Raw genomic sequence first — 24,015 nt, 5'->3', positions numbered from 1 at the left:
CATGACATCAACAAAAACGGCAGGTATGTCCTGCCGTTTTTGTTGGCAGGACGGAGCTACCGCTCCGGCTCCCAATCTCCCAGAATGGTATCAATCCGGTATTGTTTCACTTCAGATTCGGATAAATGCCGCCGCCCCTCATGATCGTGAGCGCCGGGCCCTTCACTGCCATACTCAAAGAAACGGGAATCTTCCGGGGTGAACCACATCCTGGTGCCGTCCGGAGCGGTACCACCCATCTTGTCCCAGCCGGACTGCTTGATATGTGCCGCCATGTAGCAGCCCACAAAAACGGCTTTGCCAATCGCGTCCGGATCGGCATAACGGCCGTCATCGAATGTGGTGGTCGGATGCCAGGGTCGACCCAGCGCGGTCGAGTCATCCGGGACGCCTTCCTCCCGGAGCAGCCGACAGTTGAGAAAGGTAAAACCGAACTCTGACTCGATATCCGTGGAGGGCGCGGTCACATAACCGTGTGTGGCGTGCCTGCTCCCGCGTGCGGTGGTCAGAATATCCGAATCAGTGAACAACGCATTACCCGCGCCGAATATGAAGTCCACGTTACCGGCGATGCGCGACTTGTCGAACCAGGCGCGTTTGCCGTTCATGTACAGCGTGTCCTGATGACCGAGCAGCTGAACATCCCGCGCCAGGATGCGATCACTGCCCTTGTCCAGGTGCAGCGCAACGGCCTGGGTTCCGCTCACCCGATCCGGATGGTCCTTGGCCAGCGCATCGTTGGCCACAAATTCGAAGCGGTTCTCGATACTGAGCGAATGGAACTGCACATCGGTGCTGGTCACACTGACCGTATAGCTGCGGAAGGTACCCAGGTTACTACCGTCACCGTCGTCCCGACCGGCGTAGTCATCGTAGTGAATTCGGGTCTGTTCCATGCCTTCACCCAATAGATGGATAAAGGGCTTGTCGATTCTCAGTTTCTCCCGGTATTCTCCTGCGCGAATCAGAATACGATGGGGGGCGTCGCTCGAATCCGGAGCCGCGTCCAACGCGGCCTGCACCGTCGGGTAGACCGGCAGATCGTCAAACGCGCGTTGCTGTTGATCCACAACGGCGTGTAGGTCTCGACGGGCATCACCACAGCCAACCACCACCATCATGGCCAACAACGCAAAGGCGAACGAAACGAGTCTCATAATGAATATCTCAAAGGGGCTATGGAAAGCCGGCCGGGCGAGCGCCGCCCAGCCTGACAGGGAGGGCAATTACTCGCCAAAGTGTTCGCGAACCGTCACCAGTACGCCTTTATCGTAAAACGACGTCAGCCAGCGAGTGGTGGACTCGACAAACACCGGTTCATTGATGAGGTCCGAGCCGAACACTTCCTTGATCGAAACCACCGCTTTGACCATGGCCGCCGGATCACCTTTTGCCGAATCACACGCCGCTCGCAAGGTATCCGCCAACGGATCGGAAACCTCAATGGGCTGCCCCTTCTCATCAACGCCAGAGACATAGCGAATCCAGGCGGCAACCCCCAGGGTAATGATGTCGATATGACCAGCACCCTGAAGCTGATCCCACAAGGTGTGCAGAAGACGTTGAGGCAGCTTCTGTGAGCCGTCCATCGCAATCTGCCAGGTCCGGTGTTTCAGCGATTTGTTGCGAAACCGGTCGCGCAGCTGGCCTTTATAGAATTCAATATCAAACCCCTCCGGTGCACTGACCGTTTCACCGGCTTCCCGGGCATGATAGGTTTCCACCATCTTCACGAAGGCCGGCTCGGCCATTACCTCGCTGACATAATCAAAGCCGGCGAGGTAACCGGAGTACGCCAGAGTTGAATGAGCACCATTGAGCAGGCGCAACTTGATCTTCTCGAAGATTTCCACCTCGTCGACCAATTGCGCGCCCACCTCTTCCCAAGCGGGGCGACCGTTGACGAAGTTATCCTCAATGACCCACTGAGTGAACGGCTCGGTAAAAACCGTTCCCTCATCGCGCAGGCCCAACAACTCCTCCACGTGCTGACGATCGTCGTCGGTGGTCGCCGGAACAATCCGGTCGATCATGGTGCAGGGGAAGGTGGTATTACTACGAACCCACTGCGCCAGCTCGGGCGAGACCTGCTCGGCAAATTGATGCAGCGCCTTTTCCAACACCTGCCCATTATTGGGCAGGTTATCGCAGCTCAGCGCGGTAAAGCTGGGCACGCCGGCGTCCATTCGCGCTTTCAGTGCCGATACCAGATAACCGATGGCCGAGCGGGGCTTGTTCAGGTTCTCAAGATCATGCTGAATATCCGGGTTTTTCAGGTTGAGGTTGCCGGTGGCCGGATCGTGGCAATACCCTTTTTCAGTGACCGTCATCGAAACAATCTTGATGGCCGGATCGGCCATCACGGCGACCAGCGCCGATGGATCTTCCGGGCCCACCATGACTGCCTTCACGGCGCCGACGATCTGCAGCTTTTCGCTGTCGCTCGAGCGCTCAACGAGCGTGTACAGCCCGTCCTGGGGTGCGAGCTGCTCGCGCACCGTTGGCGAGCGAAGGCTGCACCCGATGATGCCCCAATCCCCGCCAAATTGATTCAGGACCGCTTCGGTATAAAAAGCCTGGTGGGCCCGATGAAAGGCCCCAATGCCCAGGTGGACAATACCGGCTTTCAGCGCCGAGCGATCATAGTTCGGGGTGCTCACGGAAGCGGGCACCTGCCCCAAAGTTTCATTGTTTAAACGTTTCATAACATCACTCTTTCTTTTGGTTGATAGGCAATTGTGAGTCAGGCTCTTCGCCGCTCTATGGCAGCGTTGTCAATCGTACTCACATTGGCAATCTCTCCCACTCGATGGTATATTTTCTGTTCACTGTCCTGCAATTGCCGCCATGGCATTCATGCCCCGTAGCGCGCGGCATAACCATTACAACATCAACGATCAACCAACAGGCATCCTCTTTATGGCACGTATAGCAGCAATTGGCGAAGTTATGGTGGAGCTTTCGCCTTATCCTACCGCGCAGGAGGAGACCCGCGAAATCATGGCGCTCTCCTACGCGGGCGACACCTACAATACCTCCGTCTACATGTCCCGCCTGGGGCTGGAAACCCACTATGTCACTCGCCTCGGGGATGATCCCTACAGTGAGCAGATCATCCAGCGGATGCACGACGAGGGTATCGGCACTGATATGATCGAACGGGCTGCCGGTCGTTCACCCGGGCTGTACATCATCCGTAACACCCCCGATGGCGAGCGGGAATTTTTCTACTGGCGCCGCGAAGCGCCCGCGCGCGAACTGTTTTCCGAGCCCAACGAAAGCGTGCGTCTGTACAACCAGCTGCAGGAGTTCAACGCGGTCTACCTGAGCGGCATCACGCTCGCCATCATGACCGATACCGCCCGGCAAAGCCTGTTCGATGCCCTCGCCAAACTGCGCGGCAAAGGGGTAAAAGTCATTTTCGACAGCAACTATCGCCCCCGCCTGTGGAACACCGCCAAGGACGCCCAGAACGCCATGCAGGCCATGCTCAAGCACACCGATATCGCCCTGCTGACGCTTGATGATGAGCAGCTGCTGTGGGGCGACGATTCCATCGAGGGCTGCAAAAAGCGTTATCAGGCGCTGTCCGAGCTGGTACTGAAGCGTGGCGCCGAGGAAACCGTGCTGATCGTAGATGGCGAAGAGCAACGGGTCCCGGTGCCCAAAGTCGATAACGTGATCGACACAACCGGTGCCGGCGACACCTTCAACGCTGGCTACCTGGCCGCGCGACTGGACGGCGCCTCGGCAGAGGCAGCCGCTGCAAACGGCACCCGTTGTGCACGAGTGGTCATCCAGCACCGGGGCGGCGTAATCGAGAAAACCCTGTTTGAAGCCGGTATCAACGGCTGACACCTCACAGGCGGCGCGCCCAGGCGCCGCCTTTTTTACGACTGGGCTACACCCCTGCCACTACAGCATCGGCACGCCCCGTTTACACAGCTGAATACTGAAACCAAACGGATCGCGCATCATCACCAGGTGCGAGCCATCCTGAGGCTTCACTTCCTCAACAAACGTCGCTCCCACTTTCTCGAGTTCCGCCCGCTTCGCGTCCGGGTTTTCGCACACAAACGCAAGATGCAGAATCAGTGGGTTCATATCCGCGTAGGGCGGGACTTCATCCGGCGGATTGTTGTAAATTTCAATCATGACCTGGCCGCTGGAATCTTTCAGAAAGTGGGTACGGGGCCCACCCTCCATCTTCCGTGCAACGGTCATCCCCAGATTGGCGGTATACCACTCGGCCACCGCCTCCGGGTCAGCCACATTGTAGGCAAAGTGTTCAATTTTCATCGTATTCTATCGCTCCAGGTTACTCGTACAGTCCGAACAGACGCGGCAAGGCTTCACTGAAAGCCGGCACGTAAGTGACCAGCAACAGGACAACAAACATCGCGGCATAGAGCGGCAGCAGGGGCTTGAACATTTTGCTGATGGTGGTTTTGGCAATCCCGCAGCCGACAAAGAGCACACTCCCTACCGGCGGCGTACACAACCCGATACACAGGTTCAACACAATCATGATACCGAAGTGCAGCGGCGACATGCCCAGCTCGGTGACCACCGGGAGGAAGATCGGGGTAAAGATCAGGACCGCCGGTGTCATGTCCATGAAAATACCGACAATCAACAGAATCAGGTTGATGGTCAGCAGAATGATGTAGGGGTTATCACTCAGCGCAATCAGGGCATCGCTGATGGTCTGCGGGATATTCTCATAGGACATCACCCAGGACATGGCGGTGGAGGTGCCGATCAACAACATCACAATCGCGGTGGTCTCAACCGACTTGACCAGAATCTGCGGCAATTGGTTTATCTTGACCTCCCGGTAGATGAACACCGATAGCGCCAGAGCGTAGAGCACCGCGATCACACTGGCCTCGGTGGCGGTAAAGAAACCCGCCACAATACCGCCGATAACGATGATGATCAGCAGTAGGCTCGGGATGGCATCAATGGTTTTACGCACCGCTTCGCGAAACGGAATGCGATCGCCTACCGGGTACCCTTTCATCTTGGCCCAGATACCGCAGACCGCCATCAACCCGGCCATCAACAGCAGGCCCGGAATGTAGCCGGCAATAAACAGCGCGGCAATGGAAACACCACCGCTGGCCAACGAGTAAACGATCAACACGTTGCTCGGCGGAATCAGCAGGCCGGTCGTGGAGGCCGTAACCGTGACCGCACCACTAAAACCCCGATCGTAACCTTCTTTGGTCATGGCCGGGACCATAAAACCACCGACCGCTGAAGTGGCCGCCACGGCGGAGCCGGAAATGGCCCCAAACAGGGTACAACTGATCACGTTCACAAACGCCAGGCCGCCGGGCAGCATGCCAAAAAACACCTTGGCAAATTCAATCAGACGGTGCGCAATCCCGCCCTGACCCATCAGAATGCCCGACAGAATGAAGAACGGAATGGCGAGCAGAGCAAAACTGTTGATGCCCCCCGCCATGCGCTGCGCCAGGGTCATGACCGCCGGCGTAAAATCAATAGTGAACAGCATCGTCAGCAAAGTGGAAATGCCGATACTGATAGCGATGGGGACGTTGAGGAACAGCAACACAACGAAGCTGAGCACCAACACGACAATTGACAGTTCCATAGGGGTTCGCCTCTCTTATTCGTTCTATCTAGCAGCGTTAGTCGATGGGCAGGTCTTCACTGGCACCCGGAATTTCGCGCAATCGAATATGATCAATGGCGAACAGACAAATCAGTATTCCACTGATGGGGACGACGCTGTAGATATACCCCATGGGAATCTGCAGCGCTGGCGACAGTTGATTCAGGTCCAGCGTCAACATCATCAGTTTGAAACCGCCGACCACCATCACGCTCGCGGCAAACGCGAAACACAGCACGTTGATCAGAATTTCGGTTTTTACCTGAGCTTGGCGAGATAGACTGGAAGTGACAATATCCAGCCCTAGGTGTGCTCGCACACGAAATGCGTAGGCGGCCCCTAGCAGCCCGATCCAGACCAAGAGGAAACGGGCCAGCTCCTCGGTCACCGAGCTGGGCTCGGACAGAATAAAGCGGGTGACAACCTGCCAGGTGACATCGATCACCATTACGGCCATCAATACCATCAACACCCAGGCGAGGGCGCGATCAATTACTCTCATTACACTGTTCATGGCTCTCGTCTCCGCGCTCACATGGATTTGATCTGCTGCAGAAGCTCGTACACGGGCTCACCGCGCAGTTCTTCATGCATGGGCTCAACACGTTCCATAAAGGGTGTCTTGTCCGGATAAACCACTTCCACACCGGCTCTTTGCACCTCTTCCAGCGCGTGCTCGGTCGCTTCGGCCCATAGTTGTTTCTGGTAGGTCACCGACTCATCCATGGCCTGCTGCAGCCAGGCCTGCTGTTGTTCATCCAGAGAGTTCCAGACGTAGTTACTGATCAGGACCACGTCCGGTACATAGGTGTGCTCATTGAGCGAGTAGAACTTCGCCACTTCGTAGTGCTTGGAGATGAAAAAGCTCGGCGGGTTGTTCTCGGCACCGTCCACGACACCCTGGGAGAGGGCGGTATAGAGCTCACCCCAGGAAACCGGAGTTGGAGAGCCGCCCAGGGAGCGGACCATTGCCATGGAGGTCTGACTCTCCTGAACCCGGATTTTCATCCCGGCCAGGTCTTCAGGCGTTTCGACCTGTTTGTTGACGGTGTAAAAGCTGCGGCTACCGGCATCGTAGTAACCCAGCCCCCGCAATCCGACATCCGCACCTGACTGGAGCATTTTGATACCGGCATCGCTGTCGAGAAAATTCCAGAAGTGTTCGTGATCCCGGAATACATAGGGCAAGCTGAACACTTTCATTTCCGGCACGAAGCTTTCCATTGGGCTGGCGGACACTTTGGTCATGGCCAGGCTGCCAATCTGGAGCAGTTCAATCAGTTCCCGTTCGGAGCCGAGCTGGCCATTGGAGTAGACTTCCAATTGAACGCTACCGTCCGACAGTTCATGCAACCGGTCGGCCATGTGAACCATGGCTTTGTGCACGGGCGTGCTTCGATCGAGGTCATGCCCCATTTTCATGTAGACGGTGTCGTCCACTACGGTGTCGCACCCGGCCAGGCCGATGGTTACCGCAATGCAGCCGAGCACTCGCCGCCAGGTGGTTGGTTGGTTTGATTGCATAGTGACCTTCTCTCTTATTGTCGAGCTGACCATGATACAGGGCAGCCTACCCTCTCTCAATTAAACCTTGTTTGTCAGTCCTGAACTGATGTGCTTTGAACTTCTTTGCTTTCGACTTGGGTGGCTCGAATCCGGGCTGCCATGGGGTACACCGTTTCGGGACACGCCGTAAACCCATCCCTGGGGGCTCGGATCGCGGGTCCCCCGCTCTACGGTCCCGAAACGGTGTACCCCATGTCATCCCTCACTTGGGCAGAAACCTTTCGTCATTGCATGTTCTTTGAACGTCACAACACTGAGAGGTTACCGCAACCACTTAAGTCGTTACCTCTACCAATCGGTACGCGGGTGTGGGGCACACGGTTTCAAAACCGTAGAGCCGGGGACCGGCGATCCGAGCCTACAGGGATGTATGTACGGCGTGTTTTGAAACCGTGTGCCCCACACCCACCCCCGAAGTCGAGAAGCCCCCAAAGCCGAAAGACCACCCAACTATTAATCGAGGTTACGAAGAATCGTCTCAACCATTTTCTTGGCATCGCCGAACAGCATCATGGTGTTGTCCTTGTAGAACAACTCATTCTGCACCCCAGCGTAACCTGCCGACATACCGCGCTTGACGAACAGAACCGTCTTCGCCTTTTCCACATCCAGAATCGGCATACCGTAAATCGGACTGGCCGGATCGGTCTTCGCCGACGGGTTGGTCACATCGTTGGCACCGATCACAAAAGCGACATCCGTGGTCTGGAATTCGCTGTTGATATCCTCCAGCTCGAACACCTCGTCATACGGCACGTTCGCTTCCGCCAGCAATACGTTCATGTGACCTGGCATACGACCAGCCACCGGGTGAATCGCATACTTGATGGTCACGCCTGCTTCTTTCAGCTCGTCGCACATTTCACGCAGCGCGTGCTGCGCCTGGGCCACCGCCATACCGTAGCCCGGCACAATGATCACCGAGCCGGCGTTTTTCATGATGAAGGCCGCATCTTCCGCGCTGCCCTGCTTCACCGGACGATCGTCCGCCGCACCGGCCGGGCCGCCGGCGGAGGAGTCGCCGCCGAAGCCGCCGAGAATCACATTGAAGAACGAGCGGTTCATGCCTTTACACATGATGTAGGACAGAATCGCACCGGAAGAACCCACCAGGGCGCCGGTGACAATCAGGGCGTCGTTTTTCAGGGTGAAACCAATGCCCGCGGCGGCCCAACCGGAGTAGGAGTTGAGCATGGACACCACCACCGGCATATCGGCACCGCCGATGGGGATGATGATCAGTACCCCGATGACAAACGCCAGGGCGGTCATGGTCCAGAAGATCCAGGGCTGCTGATCGATGCAGAAGTAAACCAGCAGAGCCAGTATCACCAGGCCAAACAGGGCATTGAGATAATGCTGGCCGCCGAAAGACACCGGCGCACCGGAGACCAGCCCTTGCAGTTTGGTGAAGGCGATCACGGACCCGGAAAAGGTGATGGCGCCGATCACGACACCCAGACCCATCTCGATACGACTGGCGACAAAGATATCTCCGGTCGCGCCGACCAGGCCAAACGCCCCGGGGTTGGTAAAAGCCGCACCGGCCACCAGCACCGCGGCCATACCGACCAGACTGTGGAAAGCCGCTACCAGTTGCGGCATGGCGGTCATGGCGATGCGTTTGGCGATGGTGATACCGATCACCGCGCCGAGCACCAGCGCCGCCACAATCCATTCGTAGGATTGCACTTCCGGGCTGAACACGGTGGTCACCACCGCGATCAGCATGCCGAGCATGCCGCAGATATTACCGGTCCGTGAGGTTTCCGGCGAGGACAGGCCGCCCAGGGCCATGATAAACAGGACCGCCGCGACCAGATAGGCCAGCGAGGTCAGATTCGCGTGTAGTTCAGTCATAAGTTCCCCCGGTTACTTTTTCTTCTTGTACATGGCGAGCATGCGTTGGGTGACGGTAAAGCCACCGAAGATATTGATCGCGGCCAGCGTCATGGCCACAAAGCCCAGGGCTTTGGACAGGCTCATGCTCTCGGGGCCGGCGGCGATCAATGCGCCCACAATGATCACACTGGAGATGGCGTTGGTAACGGCCATCAGCGGTGTGTGCAGTGCCGGGGTGACACTCCAGACGACGTAGTAGCCGACGAAAATCGCCAGCACAAAAATGGATAACTGCTGAATGAAATTGGCTTCCATGACGACCCCCTTATTGTTCGCTCTGGAAAGCGGAATGAACGACCTGACCGTCCCGTGTCAGCACGGAAGCGGCAACGATTTCGTCTTCCCAATCGACCTTGAGCGCTTTGCTCTCGGCATCGACCAGAGGCGTCAGGTAGTTGAGTAGGTTCTTGGCGAACAGCGAACTGGCATCGGCGGACAGCCGGCTCGGAATGTTGTAGTGGCCGATGATGGACACACCATTCACATCCACCACCTCACCGGGCTTGGACAGGGTGCAGTTGCCGCCCTGTTCCGCGGCCAGATCCACAATCACCGAGCCGGGGCGCATACTGTGCACCATTTCGTCATTGATCAGGGTCGGGGCCTTGCGGCCGGGAATCAGTGCGGTGCAGATGGCGATGTCCTGCTTCTTCAGGGTTTCCGCCACCAGCTCCGCCTGCTTGCGCTTGTAGTCTTCGCTCATTTCCTTGGCGTAACCACCAGCGGTTTCCGCTTCTCTGGTTTCGTCGCTCTCGACCATGACGAACTTGCCGCCCAGGCTTTCCACCTGCTCTTTGGCGGCGGGCCGGACATCCGTGGCGGATACAATGGCGCCCAGACGCTTGGCGGTGGCAATGGCTTGCAGACCGGCCACACCGGCGCCAAGAACCATAACCCGCGCGGGCGCAATGGTGCCAGCGGCGGTCATCATCATGGGCATGGCGCGATCGTAAACGTAAGCCGCCTCCAGTACCGCACGGTAACCGGCGAGGTTGCTCTGGGAACTGAGGATATCCATGCTCTGGGCACGGGTGATGCGGGGCACAAACTCCATGGCGATGGCGGTCACACCCGCCTCGGCATAGCGTTTGATGGCGTCGGGTTCGGCGTAGGGGGACAGGCCGGCAATCAGCAGAGCGCCCTTTTTCATCGGGGACAACTCGTCGGGCTGGTCGCCTTCGCCCAGCAGGGGACGCTGGACNTTGAGCACCACATCGGCATCGCCCAGCAGACTGNTCAGGTCGCTGACCAGAGTGGCNCCCGCCGCCTCGTAGGCCTCATCGGTGATACGGCTGGACAGGCCCGCGCCCGCCTCGACCGCCACCTCGGCACCGAGGGCAATCAACTTCTTGACCGTCTCGGGCGTTGCGGCNACACGCCGCTCGTGCTCGCGACGCTCTTTGGGTATCGCTATTTTCATGAAACGTCTCCCTCATGTGATGGACACCATTAAACATAGCCGCTTTTCCCGTAGAAAGGTGGGGATTGAGCGGAATGATGTCCTAATCAACGGGCGCCTGAGGGTATCAGGGCCTCGTTTTTTGTTGTCTGGAGTCAACAGAGTGNGTCAGTTGGCGTTTTCCCGCCTTGATTCTGCGCCGAGAAAACCCCGGGTCTCTCACCTCCCGGGGTTCTCTCCTCCGCTGGTCCGCGTTGTGTGGGTGCCCACAGAGCACCCGGATTGATCTCCTACACCACGGCCCCTATTTTCCAGGGGTTGAACTCATTATCACCGTANCCGAGCTTTTCGCTCTGGGTCTGCTCTCCCGAAGCCGTCGCGAGTACGACCCGGAAAATTTCTTCGGCGCATTCCTGCATGGTTTTCTCACCATCCAGAATGCCACCACAATTGATATCAATGTCCTCCTGCATCCGCTGATACAGCTCGGAATTGCTGGCCAGCTTCAGGCTGGGCGCGGGCTTGAAGCCAAAGGCTGAACCGCGACCGGTGGTAAAGCATACCACGTTGGCGCCCGAGGCAACCTGCCCGGTGACCGACACGGGGTCAAACCCGGGGCTGTCCATGAACACCAGCCCCTTCTCTTTTACCTCTTCCCCATACAGGTACACGCCCACCATTTCGGTGGAACCGCTCTTGGCCTGGGCCCCCAGGGACTTTTCCATGATGGTGGTCAAGCCACCCGCTTTGTTACCCGGNGAGGGGTTATTGTCCAGCTCAAAATCGTTGCGCGCCGTATAATCCTGCCACCACTCAATGCGNTCGAGCAACTTTTGGGCGAGCTCGGGTGTTTTTGCACGCTGGGTCAGCAGGTGCTCGGCACCGAAAATTTCCGGTGTCTCCGAATAGATGACAGTACCGCCATGGCGGATCAGAATGTCCCCCGCCGCGCCCAGCGCGGGGTTCGCCGTAATNCCGGANAAGGCATCCGANCCNCCNCANTGNACCGCCAGGGTNAGCTCGCTGGCCGGGACGGTTTCGCGGGTGTGCTGATTNACCCCANCCAACATGCCGCGCANCACCTCGATGCCACGCTCAATCGCCTTACGGGTACCGCCGACATCCTGAATGGTGTANGCCTGAAAGGTGTCGNTATCCCCCAGNCCACTCTCNTCCATCACCCGNCGNACCTGCATGGTNTCGCAGCCGAGCCCGACCATGAGAATGCCGCCGAAGTTGGGGTGGCGCGCNTAACCATCNAANGTNCGCCGCAGAGTCTCATAGCCTTCGCCATCGGAGCGCATGCCGCAGCCGGTTTCGTGGGTAAAGGCCACGACGCCATCAATATTGGGGTAGTCGTCCAGTTCGCCCGAGAAGGTNAAGTGCTGGGCAATGGCCTTGGCGACGGTGGCGGAGCAATTCACAGTNGTCAGAATACCAATNTAATTGCGCGTTCCGACCTTGCCATTGGCGCGTCGGTAGCCCCGGAACGTGGCCCGTTCGCTTTCGGGCACAAGGTCCGTNGGCCTGGCGTTGCGGCAAAAGCCATAATCTTTTTCCGCCTCGCCCATTTTGCAGTTATGACTGTGCACATGCTCACCGGCCTTGATGGCCTTGGCGGCAAAACCGATCACCTGACCGTATTTCAGGATGGGCTGACCTTCAGGGATATCCACCAGCGCCACTTTGTGCATGGCCGGGATATCGTCAACCAGAGTCAATTCGGGCTCGATCAGTGCCGTGCCCGCCGGAATAGCCCCTTTACACACGCCTACGTTGTCGCGCTCGTGTAAATGAATGATGTTCGCCAAAATAATGATCACCCAAAGATTGGAGTCTCTGACGCCACTCTCACCTGGCAGAACAGAAACCGTTCGGTGGTAAAAGCCGTTCGCGCTCCGTCGAGCCGGCCTGCCAATTTCCCGTGTGTCGCCACCCCTGCGGGCCGACGCTTTTTGTTTTGCGGGATTCTTTTTCAGGTACAGAAAAAAACAGGCGCCTTGCGGCGCCTGAAAAATCGGCAATGGTATTCGGTCAATACCGGGANCAAATTTAGCACCGACAAAGCGGACACCGCAACCACTCGCAACGCCTGGTGTGAAAACCCCACCCAAAAAATTTACGCAAAACGCAATCTGACAGCGTTGTCATTTGCACAGAATGGGNTGTTTNTCCCATTTGACACCGCTGTCAATCGCAACGGAGTAGGAGCGGCCTCACCCGTTAATTTTTTGCCGGAATTCCCTCCCATAAAGCCATGAAACCGTCTCACTGCGAAGTTCACGCAAAATGTAATCGGTTACNNATATNTANTAAATTATNTGTAACCGNTTACANCAAAAATACCGAAACAATCTNACTAATATATTNCCCATTANAGGAAAAAATTTGTTCTTCAGCCTTGATTTTCCCGCCGGGCCGTACCAGAATGANTTCACTGCATGACGGCATACGCATTTCCGCAGAGGAAACTGCCAGACTCTAAAGATAAACCGTTAGCAAACCGTTCGCGTTTTCTGTTCTGCACGCGGCCAATCCCAAAGAGTCTGAATGCCAGCGGTATCGGGCAACCCAAAAACATCAAATGACCGGGTGCCCGAGCCTCTAATGCGACGATGTAAAGAGGCAAGAGGGAGACAACTGGGGCAAACGTCTATACCAATCGGGTATATACGAGGTGAGAGAGACCGCTCCAAGCGCCCGACAACCAGGCGGTATCGGTGTCGAGCAACCCTGAAATGAGAGGCCATCAGAGCCGATTTTCGGGGATCAACCAGTAAGGCCAAGACCCCGCCAGCGGATTGTCCGCTGGCGGGTGAGGTCGTGCCCGAATCAACCATTAGCCACATGGACCACTAGGGCATCCGGATCAAGGACCGACCCCCTTCCACGGAACACCCCGGCTTGTGCTTCCGCTCCCAACAAGAGACGGGCGAATTCCGACCAATAACTAGAAGCACATTCAAGAAGAGAGACCAGAAAGGTGATAACTATGCTGAAATACCCACCGCTTTCCGGCACGCTGTTGGTAACGGCGGCCACTCTGGCCGGTTGCAGCCAGGAACCACCCNCCACCGAGCCGCAATCCTCCAGCGTCCAGCCCGAGCAGACCCAGCAGACCCCGGNCGCCCAGGTCCANCTGTCCAACGCCCTGAGCCGNGCCGTCAGCGATGAGCCCTATTTTGTCAGCTTCGACGANCTCGGACTGACGCGTCAGGATGCGTTGGACAGCGAGTTGGGAGCGACCGTAAACGGTACGCCGGTCGCCACGCAACTGATTGACCGTGACGGCGATGGGCAGAAAGACGGCCTGCTCACCCTNGTCNATCTTCCCTCGGCAGGCACCATTGAGCTGGTCATTGATCGCGGGCTCGCCAGCCAGGCGCCCGAGGTGGCCAAGCGTACACAGGCGGAAATTTCCCACAAGGTGGGCGGTGAATGGCAGCCGCACTCCGATGAAAACCGCGAAGGCATGTATGAGTATGTCGGCGGCGAATTTGAAAACGTCGAGAGCCTGACACCACCCGAAGAGCACTCTGATCACTCCTATTACATCCGCTATGAAGGCCCCGGCATCGAATCGGATCTGGTGGGGTACCGGGTCTATCTCGACTGGCGCAACGGCTTTGATATTTTCGGCAAGAAAACCCACGACATGGTTCTGCAGAATGTCGGCAAGGACGGCTACGATTCCTACCACGAGCCGGCCNACTGGGGCATGGACATCCTCAAAGTTGGCGACTCCCTTGGCGTCGGCGGCTACGGATACTGGGACGNTGAGCANGTACACCGCGTTTCTGAAGTGGACGGGTGGGATGCCAGGATTCTGGATAACGGCGACCTTTACTCCTCATTCAGCATCCACTACAAAGATTGGCAGGTGGCGGACACCACGGTCGACCTGACCGCACAATTGTCCATGACTGCCGGCAGCCGCCTGGTACACGTAGACCTGGAACTGAGCGACGAGCTGGACAACCTGACCNCGGGCATCGTCAAACATCCGGGCACCGAGCTGATTGAAGGCGAGGTCGATATTACCGGCAAGGCCTACACCTATGTGGCAAGCTGGGGCAAACAGAGCCTGAGCGGTGAAGACGACTACCTGGGCATGGCCCTGTTGTTCCGTAAATCCGACCGCGAGGNGCAGACCGAAGACGAGCACAACTATGTGACCGTACTCGACGCGGCGGGCGAAGATGTGGACTACTACTTCCTGGCGGNCTGGCAGCACGAGCTGGACGGCATCACCACCCGTGAAGCGTTTGTCGAATACCTGGANGNNGANGCCGAACGCCTGACNCTGGCNCCGCGNGAACGCCTNACNACCGCNCACAGCCAGGAACAGAAAAATCCGCCGGCGGACGCCGAGGCGGCGCTNAACTGGAGCAAGCGCCTGGCCGATTCCGANCTGGANCGCAAAACCATGANGTACCACGTGGACGGCTGGGACACCAACCGCGAGCGTCCGCCCAAGTTCGAGTACGACATCATCGGCCTGCTCCCCATGGCCTACGATGAACTCAACGAAGTGGCACCGGCGGAGCGTTACGCCAANGTTCTGCCCCATGTGACCGGCAGCTTTATTGGTGAAGAGGGCGAGATTGCCCGCTATAAAATGACCAACTTCAGCGTGGATAACGTCAAGCCCGGCGTGGGCGTCCTGCGCCTGTGGGAGCAGACCGGCGAAGAGCGTTTCAAACTCGCCGCCGATCAGTTGCGCGAGCACCTGCACAAGCATCCCCGCACCAGCGGTGGCGCTTTCTGGCACAAGGAGCGCTACCCATGGCAGGTCTGGCTGGATGGCGTTTACATGGCCATGCCCTACCTTGCCCACTACGCGCTCCTGTTCGAAGAAGGCGAGCAACAGCACGAAAGCTGGGCCGAAGTGGTCAAGGAGTTCGAGATCACCCGCGAAGAGCTGCGCGATCCCGAAACCGGCCTGTATTACCACGCCTGGGACGAGAAAAAACAGCAGGATTGGGCCGACCCCGAAAGCGGTCTGTCCGAGCATTTCTGGGGCCGCGGTTTCGGCTGGCTCACCATGGCCACCGTGGATGTACTGGACTTCATTCCGGAAGAAGAAACCGAGCTGCGCCAACCGATCATTGATATGATCCAGGAGATTGCTGTCGACCTGCAGAAGTACCAGGACCCCACCGGCACCTGGTGGCAGATCATGGATCAGCCCGATGCGCCGGGCAACTACCGCGAATCCAGCGCGAGTGCCATGTTCGCCTACTTCTACGCCAAAGCCATTCGTATGGGCTACCTGGATGACAGCTTCCTTCCGGTCGCTCAGAAAGCCTATGATGGCCTGATCAACGAATTCGTGACGGTTCATGAAGATGGCAAGATCAGCATGACCAATATCTGTCTGGTAGCCGGCCTGGGTTTTGGCCGCGACGGCAGCTACCACTACTATATGAGCGAACCGGTCTGGGAAAACGACCCGAAAGGTACGGGGCCGTTTATTCTCGCCGGTATCGAAATGCACCGCCTGCTCCAAGGCAAGTGAGGTAACCCATGAAACAGATCGAAGAACGCTTTGCCGTTCACATCGACGACTACAAGCACTACGACACAGAGAAGCTGCGCAAGCACTTTCTGATCGAGAAGATTTTCGAAGACGATCAGATCCACTTTGTGTACACCCACTACGACCGGATGATGGTCGGTGGTGCCAAGCCGATCAACAAGGCCGTGACCCTGGAGCCCGTGGACCAGCAGAAAGCCGAGCACTTTCTGGACCGGCGTGAACTGGGTGCCATCAACATCGGTGGTGACGGTATCGTCACGGTAGACGGCACCGATTACGAGCTGGAATCCAAAAGTGCCATCTACGTCGGCCGCGGCGCCAAAGAAGTCAGCTTTCGCAGCGTCGATGCCAGCAACCCGGCCAAGTTCTACCTGAACTCCGCGCCCGCGCACCATGCCTACCCGACCAAAAAAGTCGGCATGGGCGATGCCAATGTGCTGGAACTGGGCTCCTCGGACACCTGTAACGAACGTCGGGTCAATCAGTTGCTGATCAACGGCATCATCGAAACCTGCCAGTTGCAGATGGGCATGACCGAACTGCAGCCCGGCAGCATCTGGAATACCATGCCGGTGCACACCCACACCCGGCGGATGGAAGCGTATTTCTATTTCAATGTGCCGGAAGATCAGGCCGTGTGCCACTTCATGGGCCCGAAAGACGACACCCGTCACTTGTGGATTCACAACGAGCAGGCCGTTCTGTCTCCGCCCTGGTCCATGCACTCGGGCGTCGGCACCGCCAACTACACGTTCATTTGGGGCATGGCCGGTGAGAACCTCGACTACACCGACATGGACTTCCACCAGCCACACGAACTGAAGTAAGGAGCTTCTCTATGAGTCATCATCCCCTGTTCGATCTGACAGGCAAAGTGGCGCTGGTTACCGGCGCCACCCACGGAATCGGCATGGCCATGGCCAAGGGCCTGGGCAGCGCCGGCGCCACCATTGTGGTCAACGGTCACTCTTCCCAGGAAAAAATCGACAAGGCCGTGGCCGAATATGAAGCCGAAGGCTACAAGGCCTTTGGTTACAAGTTCGACGTCACCAAAGAAGACCAGGTGATTGCGGCGGTCGACAAGATCGAGAAAGAAGTCGGCCCGATCGACATCCTGGTGAACAACGCCGGTATCATCAAGCGTGTACCCATGCTCGAAATGCCCGTGGAAGAGTTCCAGCAGGTGATCGATACCGACCTGGTGGGCGTGTTCACTATGACCCGTCCGGTCGCAAAGAAAATGGTTGAGCGCAAGCAGGGCAAGATCATCAACATCTGCTCCATGATGAGCGAGCTGGGCCGCGACTCTGTCGGCGCCTACGCCGCCGCCAAGGGTGGCCTGAAAATGCTCACCCGTAACATGGCCACCGAATGGGCGCGCCACAATGTGCAGGTCAACGGCATCGGCCCCGGCTACTTCGCCACCAGCCAGACAGCCCCGATCCGGGTGGAAGGCAACCCGCTCAACGAATTCATCATCAGCCGCACTCCGGCGGGCAAATGGGGCGACCCGGATGACCTGCAGGGCGCCGCGGTATTCCTGTCCTCCAAGGCGAGCAACTTTGTGACCGGGCAAATCGTCTACGTGGACGGCGGCATTCTCGCCACCATTGGCAAGCCTGCCAACGAGTAAGTTTCAGCAGACCCTTTCTGCGGTTTTGATACGGCGCTTCGGCGCCGTTTTTTTGTGCTTCAGAAAAGTCCCTCCGGGGTCTGTCGGGTTACGCTTCGCTAACCCGACCTACAGGACCGTTGGACTTCCGATCTGGTCGTCGGGTTACGCTGCGCTAACCCGACCTACGGGATCGCTTGGTGCCGGACCTTCTGGTAGGTCGGGTTAGCGCAGCGTAACCCGACGANCTTCATCCGCCATCTCCTGNGCTTTCANACTCAACTCGGCGGCCTTGAACACATGCGCCTGACTCATGGCATTCTCGGTCCGGTGCAGACANTCCAGAATCAGCTGNCCAAAATACGGGAAACTCGACTGNCCCAGACAGTCAATCTCCCGCTCNCCCCGNGCATTGGTCAAAAACACCTTTGATGCCGGCGCCTGNCTTGCCACGTCATTGTATTTACGACANTCAATATTCCCTTCGGTACCGAGAATNAAGGTCCGGCCATCGCCCCAGGTCGCNTGTCCATCGCTGGTAAACCANTCAACCCGGGNATAGAAGGACGCACCGTTATCCCCCGTCATGGACATCTCACCNAANTCTTCCAGCTCGGGCTTNTCGGCATTNTTCAGATTACAGGCCCGNGCAAAATTGATNCTTGCCTCGGTCACCCCNGCATANGTCAANAACTGCTCCACCTGNTGTGAACCGATATCGGTCAGAATGCCACCATACTGATTCTTATCAAAAAACCAGTCGGGGCGGGTCGCCTTGGACAATCGATGNGGCGCNAGATTGATGACCTGNAGCACCCGACCAATNGCCCCTTCGGCAATCAGTTCTCCCGCCNNCCAGGCCGCTTCATTGTGTAACCGCTCGGCGTANTACACNGCATACTTGCGCNCNGTNTGCGCCACCACCTGCTTGACCCGATCGAGCTGCTCCAGGGTGGTGAANGGCGCCTTGTCGGTAAAGTAATCCTTTCCGGCCTGCATCACCNGAACGCCAATGTCCGCTCGCACNTTGGGGATCGCTGCGGATGCCACCAATANCGTNTTGTCATCGGCCAGCANCTGATCAAAGCTCTCAGCCACCTTGGCTTGNGGATACTTTTCGCAGAAGGCAGCCAGCTTTTTGGGATCCGGATCGTACACATAGCGAAGCGTNNCGCCNGCNTGCAACANNCCNTTGGTCTGCCCATNAATATGNCCGTGATCCAGCCAGGCNACCGAAAAGCNGAANTCCTCNGGCGCAACGACTTTTTNCGATTTACCNAGCGGCGCGTAATTGGCGCCGTCTTTTATNTCTGNCTGAAGNAGANTCANNCATGTTCTANACCAATTGNACCCAGGTTGAATAAGCCACNCTGGCCANTACAGTCACAATACATAACACCATTGCCAGATTAAACAACACTCTGTTTAANCCGGTTGGCATNGCNTCACCCAGGTAACTNGGTCTATTGTGCANAATNGCCCAGCCGATATACGCAATGGGNAGCAANAANCCNCATATNGCCGACGTNGGCAANACCACGTAGGGGCCCATGGTTGACCAGACAAATACNCCCAATACNGCNGGGGTNGGTGATAGCAAAGCNANCTTNTACTTCAAGCTCCCCTCCGGCCAATTGAACATGGCTGCCGCGGCAGAGCCGCAACACAGCATGTGCATAACCAGGGAACCGACCGCCATGCCCAATATCCCAAANGCAAAGATCAGGCGACTGGTCACTTCATCCAACCCNGCGGACATAAACATCTTGCCNGCAACCGCAGGGCTCAGNTTNCCTTGAATATCCATNTCNGAATTGAAAAANGCCCCNGCCGCCGCAATGGANATCAAGCTGGTGACCAGAACGTAAGGCAACACCAGACCAAAGCCGATATCGTACCGTGAGAGCTCGACGTGCGCCGGCGTCCACTTTTTATACAGAAGTGTATAACCATAGATAAANGTCATATTAATACCCACCGCGCTTCCNAGCGCCGCCATCATTATAGTGACGCCNTCTGCATCCTGAGGCAGTGAAGTGGGAATATAACCAGCCATCACAGCTCCCCAATCGACCTTNCCATTCAAGCTCGCACTGATAACCACCCAAGCAAAGGCAAAAATTACCGACCCACTCAGTAGTTTNATACCGGTCTCGAATATCTTGATCGCATTGGCCTTACCCGACCTATTTCCGCCTGATTCTCCGGCCTGTTCACCATATTTCCATGCNGTGTATGCGCAGCCTGCCCAGACCAGAATCGCCAGAGCCAACAGATACATATCACGTCCAACCGTGTTCCCCTCATCNACGGACCANCCTGTGGANACCACGACAATNTCTTCAATCATACCGGCACTGAGCGGATAGTGAGCGAACCCCCAGATAATACTGGAAGCAAATGCTGCGATCGCCCAAAGCCATGCCAACGGGGCGTTGACATACTTTTTCATTGCTTCAAACGGTTTNATNTGNGTATGCANGGTTTGATGCGATAGCGCAAATAACATCACGCAGCCAATGATCATTGATACCGGCTGNACCCATAGAAACTCGTACCCAAACAAAGCACCAATGGTCAGNGANGTAACGGCACTCCCNCCNCCNAGAGNCATNGCNCCCTGCAACCATCCNGGACCGCTCAGTATCAGATAGGTTGGAACCCGGGCGTACCAGGGCTTANCGGAAATGCGGCTTAAGGTNGCCAGCTCATNATTAGCGGAATCACTCATACTGGATCCTGGATTTCATTGAATAGTCTGTAGGATAAAAGGCAATCGATGTTCGCTCAGCGATACGAGGCTGACATATNGACCTTGGCCTTTCTATTCGACTTTTTACGAAGCGATGACGAAGCAATCCTGTCCTCCAGCGCCCCTTGATAAGTCTGTCGATCAAGCGGTAGCTTTACCGGTCTCTTAANCCATGTNGATAACAACATGGCGTTGGCCATATCCAAGGACGCCAGGCCCTGCTCCGCAGGAGTTAGAAGTGTCTCNCCCTTTCGGATGGCATCCACAAAGTTGGTCATTATCAGGGCGTGCTGATTCACTTTNCCNCCCGTGCNGACAATCTCGGAGTGGCTCTCAGGCATACCGAACATATCGTCNGTCTGTCNGTTGAACTCTGATGTACTCTGCTGGTTTCGGACCAANGTAANCTGACCCGNATCAAAGTGTAAGCTGCCCCTNTCGCCNATCACATCGAAACGATTGACGCCNGGAGCCTCACCGGTAGANCCGACAAACANNCCNGTGGCGCCATTGGGGTAGCGNAGATACGCCGTCACTTCATCTTCAACTTCGATCTGATGATACTTACCGAACTCACAGAACCCNTGAATCTCATTGGGAAGACCACAGATCCACTGAAATACATCCAGATTGTGAATGCACTGNTTGAGCAGTACACCACCGCCCTCGCCCTTCCAGGTGGCGCGCCAGTCACTGACCTCAAAATAGATCTCAGGCCTGAACCAGTTGGTCATGGTCCAATGGGTNCTTTGGATCGNCCCCAAAACGCCACTCTCCACAATTTCCTTCATTTTGCTGAAGGTGGGATCGGTNCGCTGATTCAGCATCANCGCNAACACGGTGTTNTCGTCGGCGTACTGAAGAAGCGTTTCACCTTCAAACGAAGACAGACCGATCGGCTTCTCCAGCATCACATGAAGCTTCCGCTCCAGGGCGTACTTGGCCATGGAGAAGTGCTGCATGGTGGGCGAGGCAATGATCAACGCATCCACCANNCCCGAATCGCACAGCGCNCGGTAATCAGAGAAGTGCTGNACCCCAAGCTCATCCGANAGNTCGGAGCCACTGCGNGAACAGATGGCCCCNATNTNACANCCCTGCACCTCTCCATCGACNATATTCTGAATGTGTTGCCGGGCAATATTGCCCAGGCCNACAATGCCNACACGAACNGCAGGCNAGNTNNTCTCTACNGAGCCGTCAGAAGGCNCCNGGNTANNTGTTTNCATGANTANNGNCCCAAATCACTGGCNGTATACGGTTGATTCNGNGNNGCGCTTTGCTCTCGAANCTCTCTGACCTCATCGGCACTGACAGCNCCTGCCGNATTACCCCAATTATTTCGGATGTACGTGGCGATATNNGCATGATCCTGATCNCTAAAGCTNTCATTANCNGCCANNCCGGGCATNACNAGNGGAAANTCNTATTCAACATCNTTGACCTTGATNGGACCNCGCANGCCGTGNAGNAGNACTNTAATCAGTACTTCTGNNTCACCGGTGACCCAATNACTATTNGCCAGNGGCGGCGCCATACCCTCCTGACCTTTCCCATGCTGGCCATGGCAACCCGCNCAGGCTGCACGNCCTTCATACATCTCNTGGCCNCTCATATACTGGATNTGTTCCCTGGTNACGAGATAATCTACGTTACTTTCAACAATCTGTTGNTTTCCCACCAGATTCAGGAGACTGCTCAGCTTNTCATTAATNTCATCNCCTAAGTAGGACTNCAGCTCTTGCTCTNGACCCGCAATTCCNCTGACCACNGCCTCGTTGATCANTGGCCGNTCGCCATACTCANTCAACACCGACGTCAACAGNTCCATCGTGTTGTCNATTTTCAGCTCTCCNGCACTCAATGCCAATTGCAGCGCAATCTCATAGTCGCTGGTCGACAANCTGACAAGNTNCNNCNCAAATTCCTGNTGTTCNNTCTCAGAAAGGNGTGTCAGNAACTCAATGGCNGAAACNTTTACTTTANNGTGNGGNGANTNCAANCCNGCTCGGATNCTTTCCNGGTTGACAGCATTCAGCCCCTCCAANGTCCAAAGCGCNTTGATCTGAGCNCGATGGTCNTCGCTTGTTTCCACAAGNCGAGNAATTTNTTCCGCGACANNNNTGTCATTNCGNTGNACAATCAGACGTCTGGCGGTATCCCGGTNCCAACCATTCGCATGAGCCAAGTNTGGNACCAGCTGTGAACTGGTTTTATTGAGCAACTGAGGCTTGTCCNGNANCTCGTTCTCAGCCCAACGCAACCGGTATATCCTGCCCATATTGTTGTTATTTTCGTCCAGGTNACGAGCTTCAGACTGTTCCCGCAAATAGGTAGTCAGAAACTCNTTNTGCTGAATTACGCCATGGTACATATCGACTATGTATAAGGTTCCGTCAGGTGCTGTATAAAGATTNACCGGCCGAAAACGCTCGTCAGTAGATGCCAGTATCTCACTTTGCGGATAGAGCTCCTCNCCGCTCAGCTCGCCCTGTCCCTCAACGATACGCCTGGCNGANATCAGGTTGGCTGCNGGCTCAGGAACGAAAGCCACACCGTAATACTCATCAGGAAGCTGATTNCCCCGATAAACCACACTGCCGCTAGAGGCGGTAAANTTGACCAGNTTGCCCTTGTCGGGCCCTTCGGAAACCAGNGTCTCCGGCAAATAGGCTCGATTCACACCGGGATTGATNCGNNCGGGGTATACCCGNTTGNCNCCNATGCTATGGGCTTTTATCTCCTGAACCAGTNCGGGGTTNCGNTTNAGNGAATTNGGACGNANANANTCNCCCTGCACAGGNACACTATTCCAGTTATGGAANAGTCGNCCATANTCGTCCATGCTGATGCCCCACTGNCCNCGGGATTCNGTTTTGGAGAGCGCCATCTTCCAGTANTGATTNCGATAGATNTCTTCAGATCCTNNAGGNANNTCNNCATCNAGNGGGAGGACTTTGTAGCGACGATCACTTTTGGCGTTNTAGTACCAGTTNTCNAGNGCGTAGAGCATCCCATTGGGCTTATGCTCTACACTGCCNCCCCGAGCNTAATCCGGATCAACCACTTCGCGAACACCCAGCTNATCCCCCGCCTTGACTTCGGCNAAGTACAGTTGGGTCTGATCGGAATACAGAATGCCACCTTTTACCAATGCTATGGTTCGGGGCAGNATAATATCGTCAAGAAATACCGTTCGNTTATCCACNTTCCCGTNNCCATCGGTATCATCCANAATGGCAATGCTTCCAACGGGAATTTCTTCATTATTGCCATCCAGATCNGGCATGAACGTGGTCATNTCCGCAACCCACATACGCCCGTCACCGTCAAAGCTCAAGGCCACTGGATTGAAGACATAGGGNTCGGCNGNGACNNTNTCCAACTCAAAGCCCGGTTGTATCTGCATGGACTCCAAGGCTTCTGNAACCGTCAGAACCGGTGCGGGCGGAATATCCTCNGCGGCAATGGGCGGCGTCATGTCGTGACCTTCGCGATCACCCAGGTTTGTTGTCGTCGCCTCGGTTTCCGATGTCTCGGANCCCGNCTGAGAATCNTCCTCTAANACCGCNTACGAACAACCTACGATNGANAGNCCAACCAG

The 24,015-nt window shown here is 56.4% G+C and carries 16 protein-coding genes and 2 pseudogenes; 4 read left to right on the top strand and 14 right to left on the bottom strand.

What is annotated here, in order from left to right; genetic code table 11:
* Nucleotides 1-56: 56 nt before the first annotated feature.
* Both CMG77_RS02185 and CMG77_RS02180 read right to left on the bottom strand, forming a co-directional pair.
* The gene (locus CMG77_RS02185) at nucleotides 57-1,157 is read right to left on the bottom strand and encodes a pectinesterase family protein (protein WP_286807150.1); all 1,101 of its coding nucleotides are present in this window, start codon (nucleotides 1,155-1,157) and stop codon (nucleotides 57-59) included.
* A 69-nt stretch (nucleotides 1,158-1,226) separates the two neighbouring features.
* Nucleotides 1,227-2,705 (bottom strand): mannitol dehydrogenase family protein, encoded by a 1,479-nt coding sequence (locus CMG77_RS02180; RefSeq protein ID WP_286903533.1) that lies wholly within the window; start codon nucleotides 2,703-2,705, stop codon nucleotides 1,227-1,229.
* A 214-nt stretch (nucleotides 2,706-2,919) separates the two neighbouring features.
* On the opposite strand from CMG77_RS02180, the gene CMG77_RS02175 reads away from it, so the two are divergent.
* Nucleotides 2,920-3,855 (top strand): sugar kinase, encoded by a 936-nt coding sequence (locus tag CMG77_RS02175; protein ID WP_286807147.1) that lies wholly within the window; start codon nucleotides 2,920-2,922, stop codon nucleotides 3,853-3,855.
* A 60-nt stretch (nucleotides 3,856-3,915) separates the two neighbouring features.
* Here CMG77_RS02175 and CMG77_RS02170 read toward each other — a convergent pair whose 3' ends face one another.
* From CMG77_RS02170 to CMG77_RS02135, 8 genes are all read right to left on the bottom strand, one after another.
* Nucleotides 3,916-4,299, bottom strand: coding sequence for a VOC family protein (locus CMG77_RS02170; RefSeq protein WP_123639212.1), 384 nt, complete (start codon nucleotides 4,297-4,299; stop codon nucleotides 3,916-3,918).
* A gap of 19 nt (nucleotides 4,300-4,318) precedes the next feature.
* The gene (locus CMG77_RS02165) at nucleotides 4,319-5,620 is read right to left on the bottom strand and encodes a TRAP transporter large permease (RefSeq protein WP_286807145.1); all 1,302 of its coding nucleotides are present in this window, start codon (nucleotides 5,618-5,620) and stop codon (nucleotides 4,319-4,321) included.
* A gap of 37 nt (nucleotides 5,621-5,657) precedes the next feature.
* On the bottom strand, nucleotides 5,658-6,155 hold the full coding sequence (locus tag CMG77_RS02160; RefSeq protein ID WP_123639213.1) for a TRAP transporter small permease: 498 nt from the start codon (nucleotides 6,153-6,155) through the stop codon (nucleotides 5,658-5,660).
* Between the two features lie 17 nt (nucleotides 6,156-6,172).
* On the bottom strand, nucleotides 6,173-7,165 hold the full coding sequence (locus CMG77_RS02155) for a TRAP transporter substrate-binding protein (RefSeq protein ID WP_414673706.1): 993 nt from the start codon (nucleotides 7,163-7,165) through the stop codon (nucleotides 6,173-6,175).
* Between the two features lie 495 nt (nucleotides 7,166-7,660).
* Nucleotides 7,661-9,067 (bottom strand): NAD(P)(+) transhydrogenase (Re/Si-specific) subunit beta, encoded by a 1,407-nt coding sequence (locus CMG77_RS02150; protein ID WP_286903532.1) that lies wholly within the window; start codon nucleotides 9,065-9,067, stop codon nucleotides 7,661-7,663.
* Between the two features lie 12 nt (nucleotides 9,068-9,079).
* The gene (locus tag CMG77_RS02145) at nucleotides 9,080-9,364 is read right to left on the bottom strand and encodes an NAD(P) transhydrogenase subunit alpha part 2 (protein ID WP_024462101.1); all 285 of its coding nucleotides are present in this window, start codon (nucleotides 9,362-9,364) and stop codon (nucleotides 9,080-9,082) included.
* A gap of 10 nt (nucleotides 9,365-9,374) precedes the next feature.
* Complete coding sequence (locus CMG77_RS02140; RefSeq protein ID WP_286903531.1) at nucleotides 9,375-10,529, bottom strand: Re/Si-specific NAD(P)(+) transhydrogenase subunit alpha; 1,155 nt, start codon at nucleotides 10,527-10,529, stop codon at nucleotides 9,375-9,377.
* Nucleotides 10,530-10,798: 269 nt separating this feature from the next.
* The gene (locus CMG77_RS02135) at nucleotides 10,799-12,319 is read right to left on the bottom strand and encodes a UxaA family hydrolase (RefSeq protein ID WP_286903530.1); all 1,521 of its coding nucleotides are present in this window, start codon (nucleotides 12,317-12,319) and stop codon (nucleotides 10,799-10,801) included.
* Nucleotides 12,320-13,500: 1,181 nt separating this feature from the next.
* Between CMG77_RS02135 and CMG77_RS02130 the strand changes: the two genes are divergently transcribed.
* The 3 genes from CMG77_RS02130 to CMG77_RS02120 are packed head-to-tail and all read left to right on the top strand — an operon-like array spanning nucleotide 13,501 to nucleotide 17,680.
* Nucleotides 13,501-16,026: a glycoside hydrolase family 88 protein gene (locus CMG77_RS02130; protein ID WP_286903529.1), complete on the top strand. Its 2,526-nt coding sequence runs from the start codon at nucleotides 13,501-13,503 to the stop codon at nucleotides 16,024-16,026.
* Nucleotides 16,027-16,034: 8 nt separating this feature from the next.
* Complete coding sequence (gene kduI / locus CMG77_RS02125) at nucleotides 16,035-16,874, top strand: 5-dehydro-4-deoxy-D-glucuronate isomerase (RefSeq protein WP_123639219.1); 840 nt, start codon at nucleotides 16,035-16,037, stop codon at nucleotides 16,872-16,874.
* Nucleotides 16,875-16,885: 11 nt separating this feature from the next.
* Complete coding sequence (locus CMG77_RS02120; protein WP_286807397.1) at nucleotides 16,886-17,680, top strand: gluconate 5-dehydrogenase; 795 nt, start codon at nucleotides 16,886-16,888, stop codon at nucleotides 17,678-17,680.
* Between the two features lie 204 nt (nucleotides 17,681-17,884).
* Here the strand turns inward: CMG77_RS02120 and CMG77_RS16075 are convergent, their stop codons facing one another.
* From CMG77_RS16075 to CMG77_RS02110, 4 genes and pseudogenes are all read right to left on the bottom strand, one after another.
* A complete protein-coding gene (locus tag CMG77_RS16075) occupies nucleotides 17,885-18,658 on the bottom strand; it encodes a Gfo/Idh/MocA family protein (protein ID WP_502691729.1) in 774 nt (257 codons plus the stop codon).
* Nucleotides 18,659-18,995: 337 nt separating this feature from the next.
* Complete coding sequence (locus CMG77_RS15720; RefSeq protein WP_353743441.1) at nucleotides 18,996-19,940, bottom strand: hypothetical protein; 945 nt, start codon at nucleotides 19,938-19,940, stop codon at nucleotides 18,996-18,998.
* Nucleotides 19,941-20,446: 506 nt separating this feature from the next.
* Nucleotides 20,447-21,640, bottom strand: a pseudogene (locus tag CMG77_RS02115) (Gfo/Idh/MocA family protein).
* Nucleotides 21,601-23,892 (bottom strand): annotated as a pseudogene (locus CMG77_RS02110) (PVC-type heme-binding CxxCH protein). Before CMG77_RS02110 ends, CMG77_RS02115 begins: the two co-directional pseudogenes overlap by 40 nt.
* Nucleotides 23,893-24,015 lie beyond the last annotated feature (123 nt).

Source organism: Marinimicrobium sp., from assembly GCF_002695945.1.
Lineage (GTDB): Bacteria > Pseudomonadota > Gammaproteobacteria > Pseudomonadales > Cellvibrionaceae > Marinimicrobium > Marinimicrobium koreense.
Note: the sequence above shows the minus strand (reverse complement) of the source record. Positions and strands in the feature narration are given on the sequence as shown.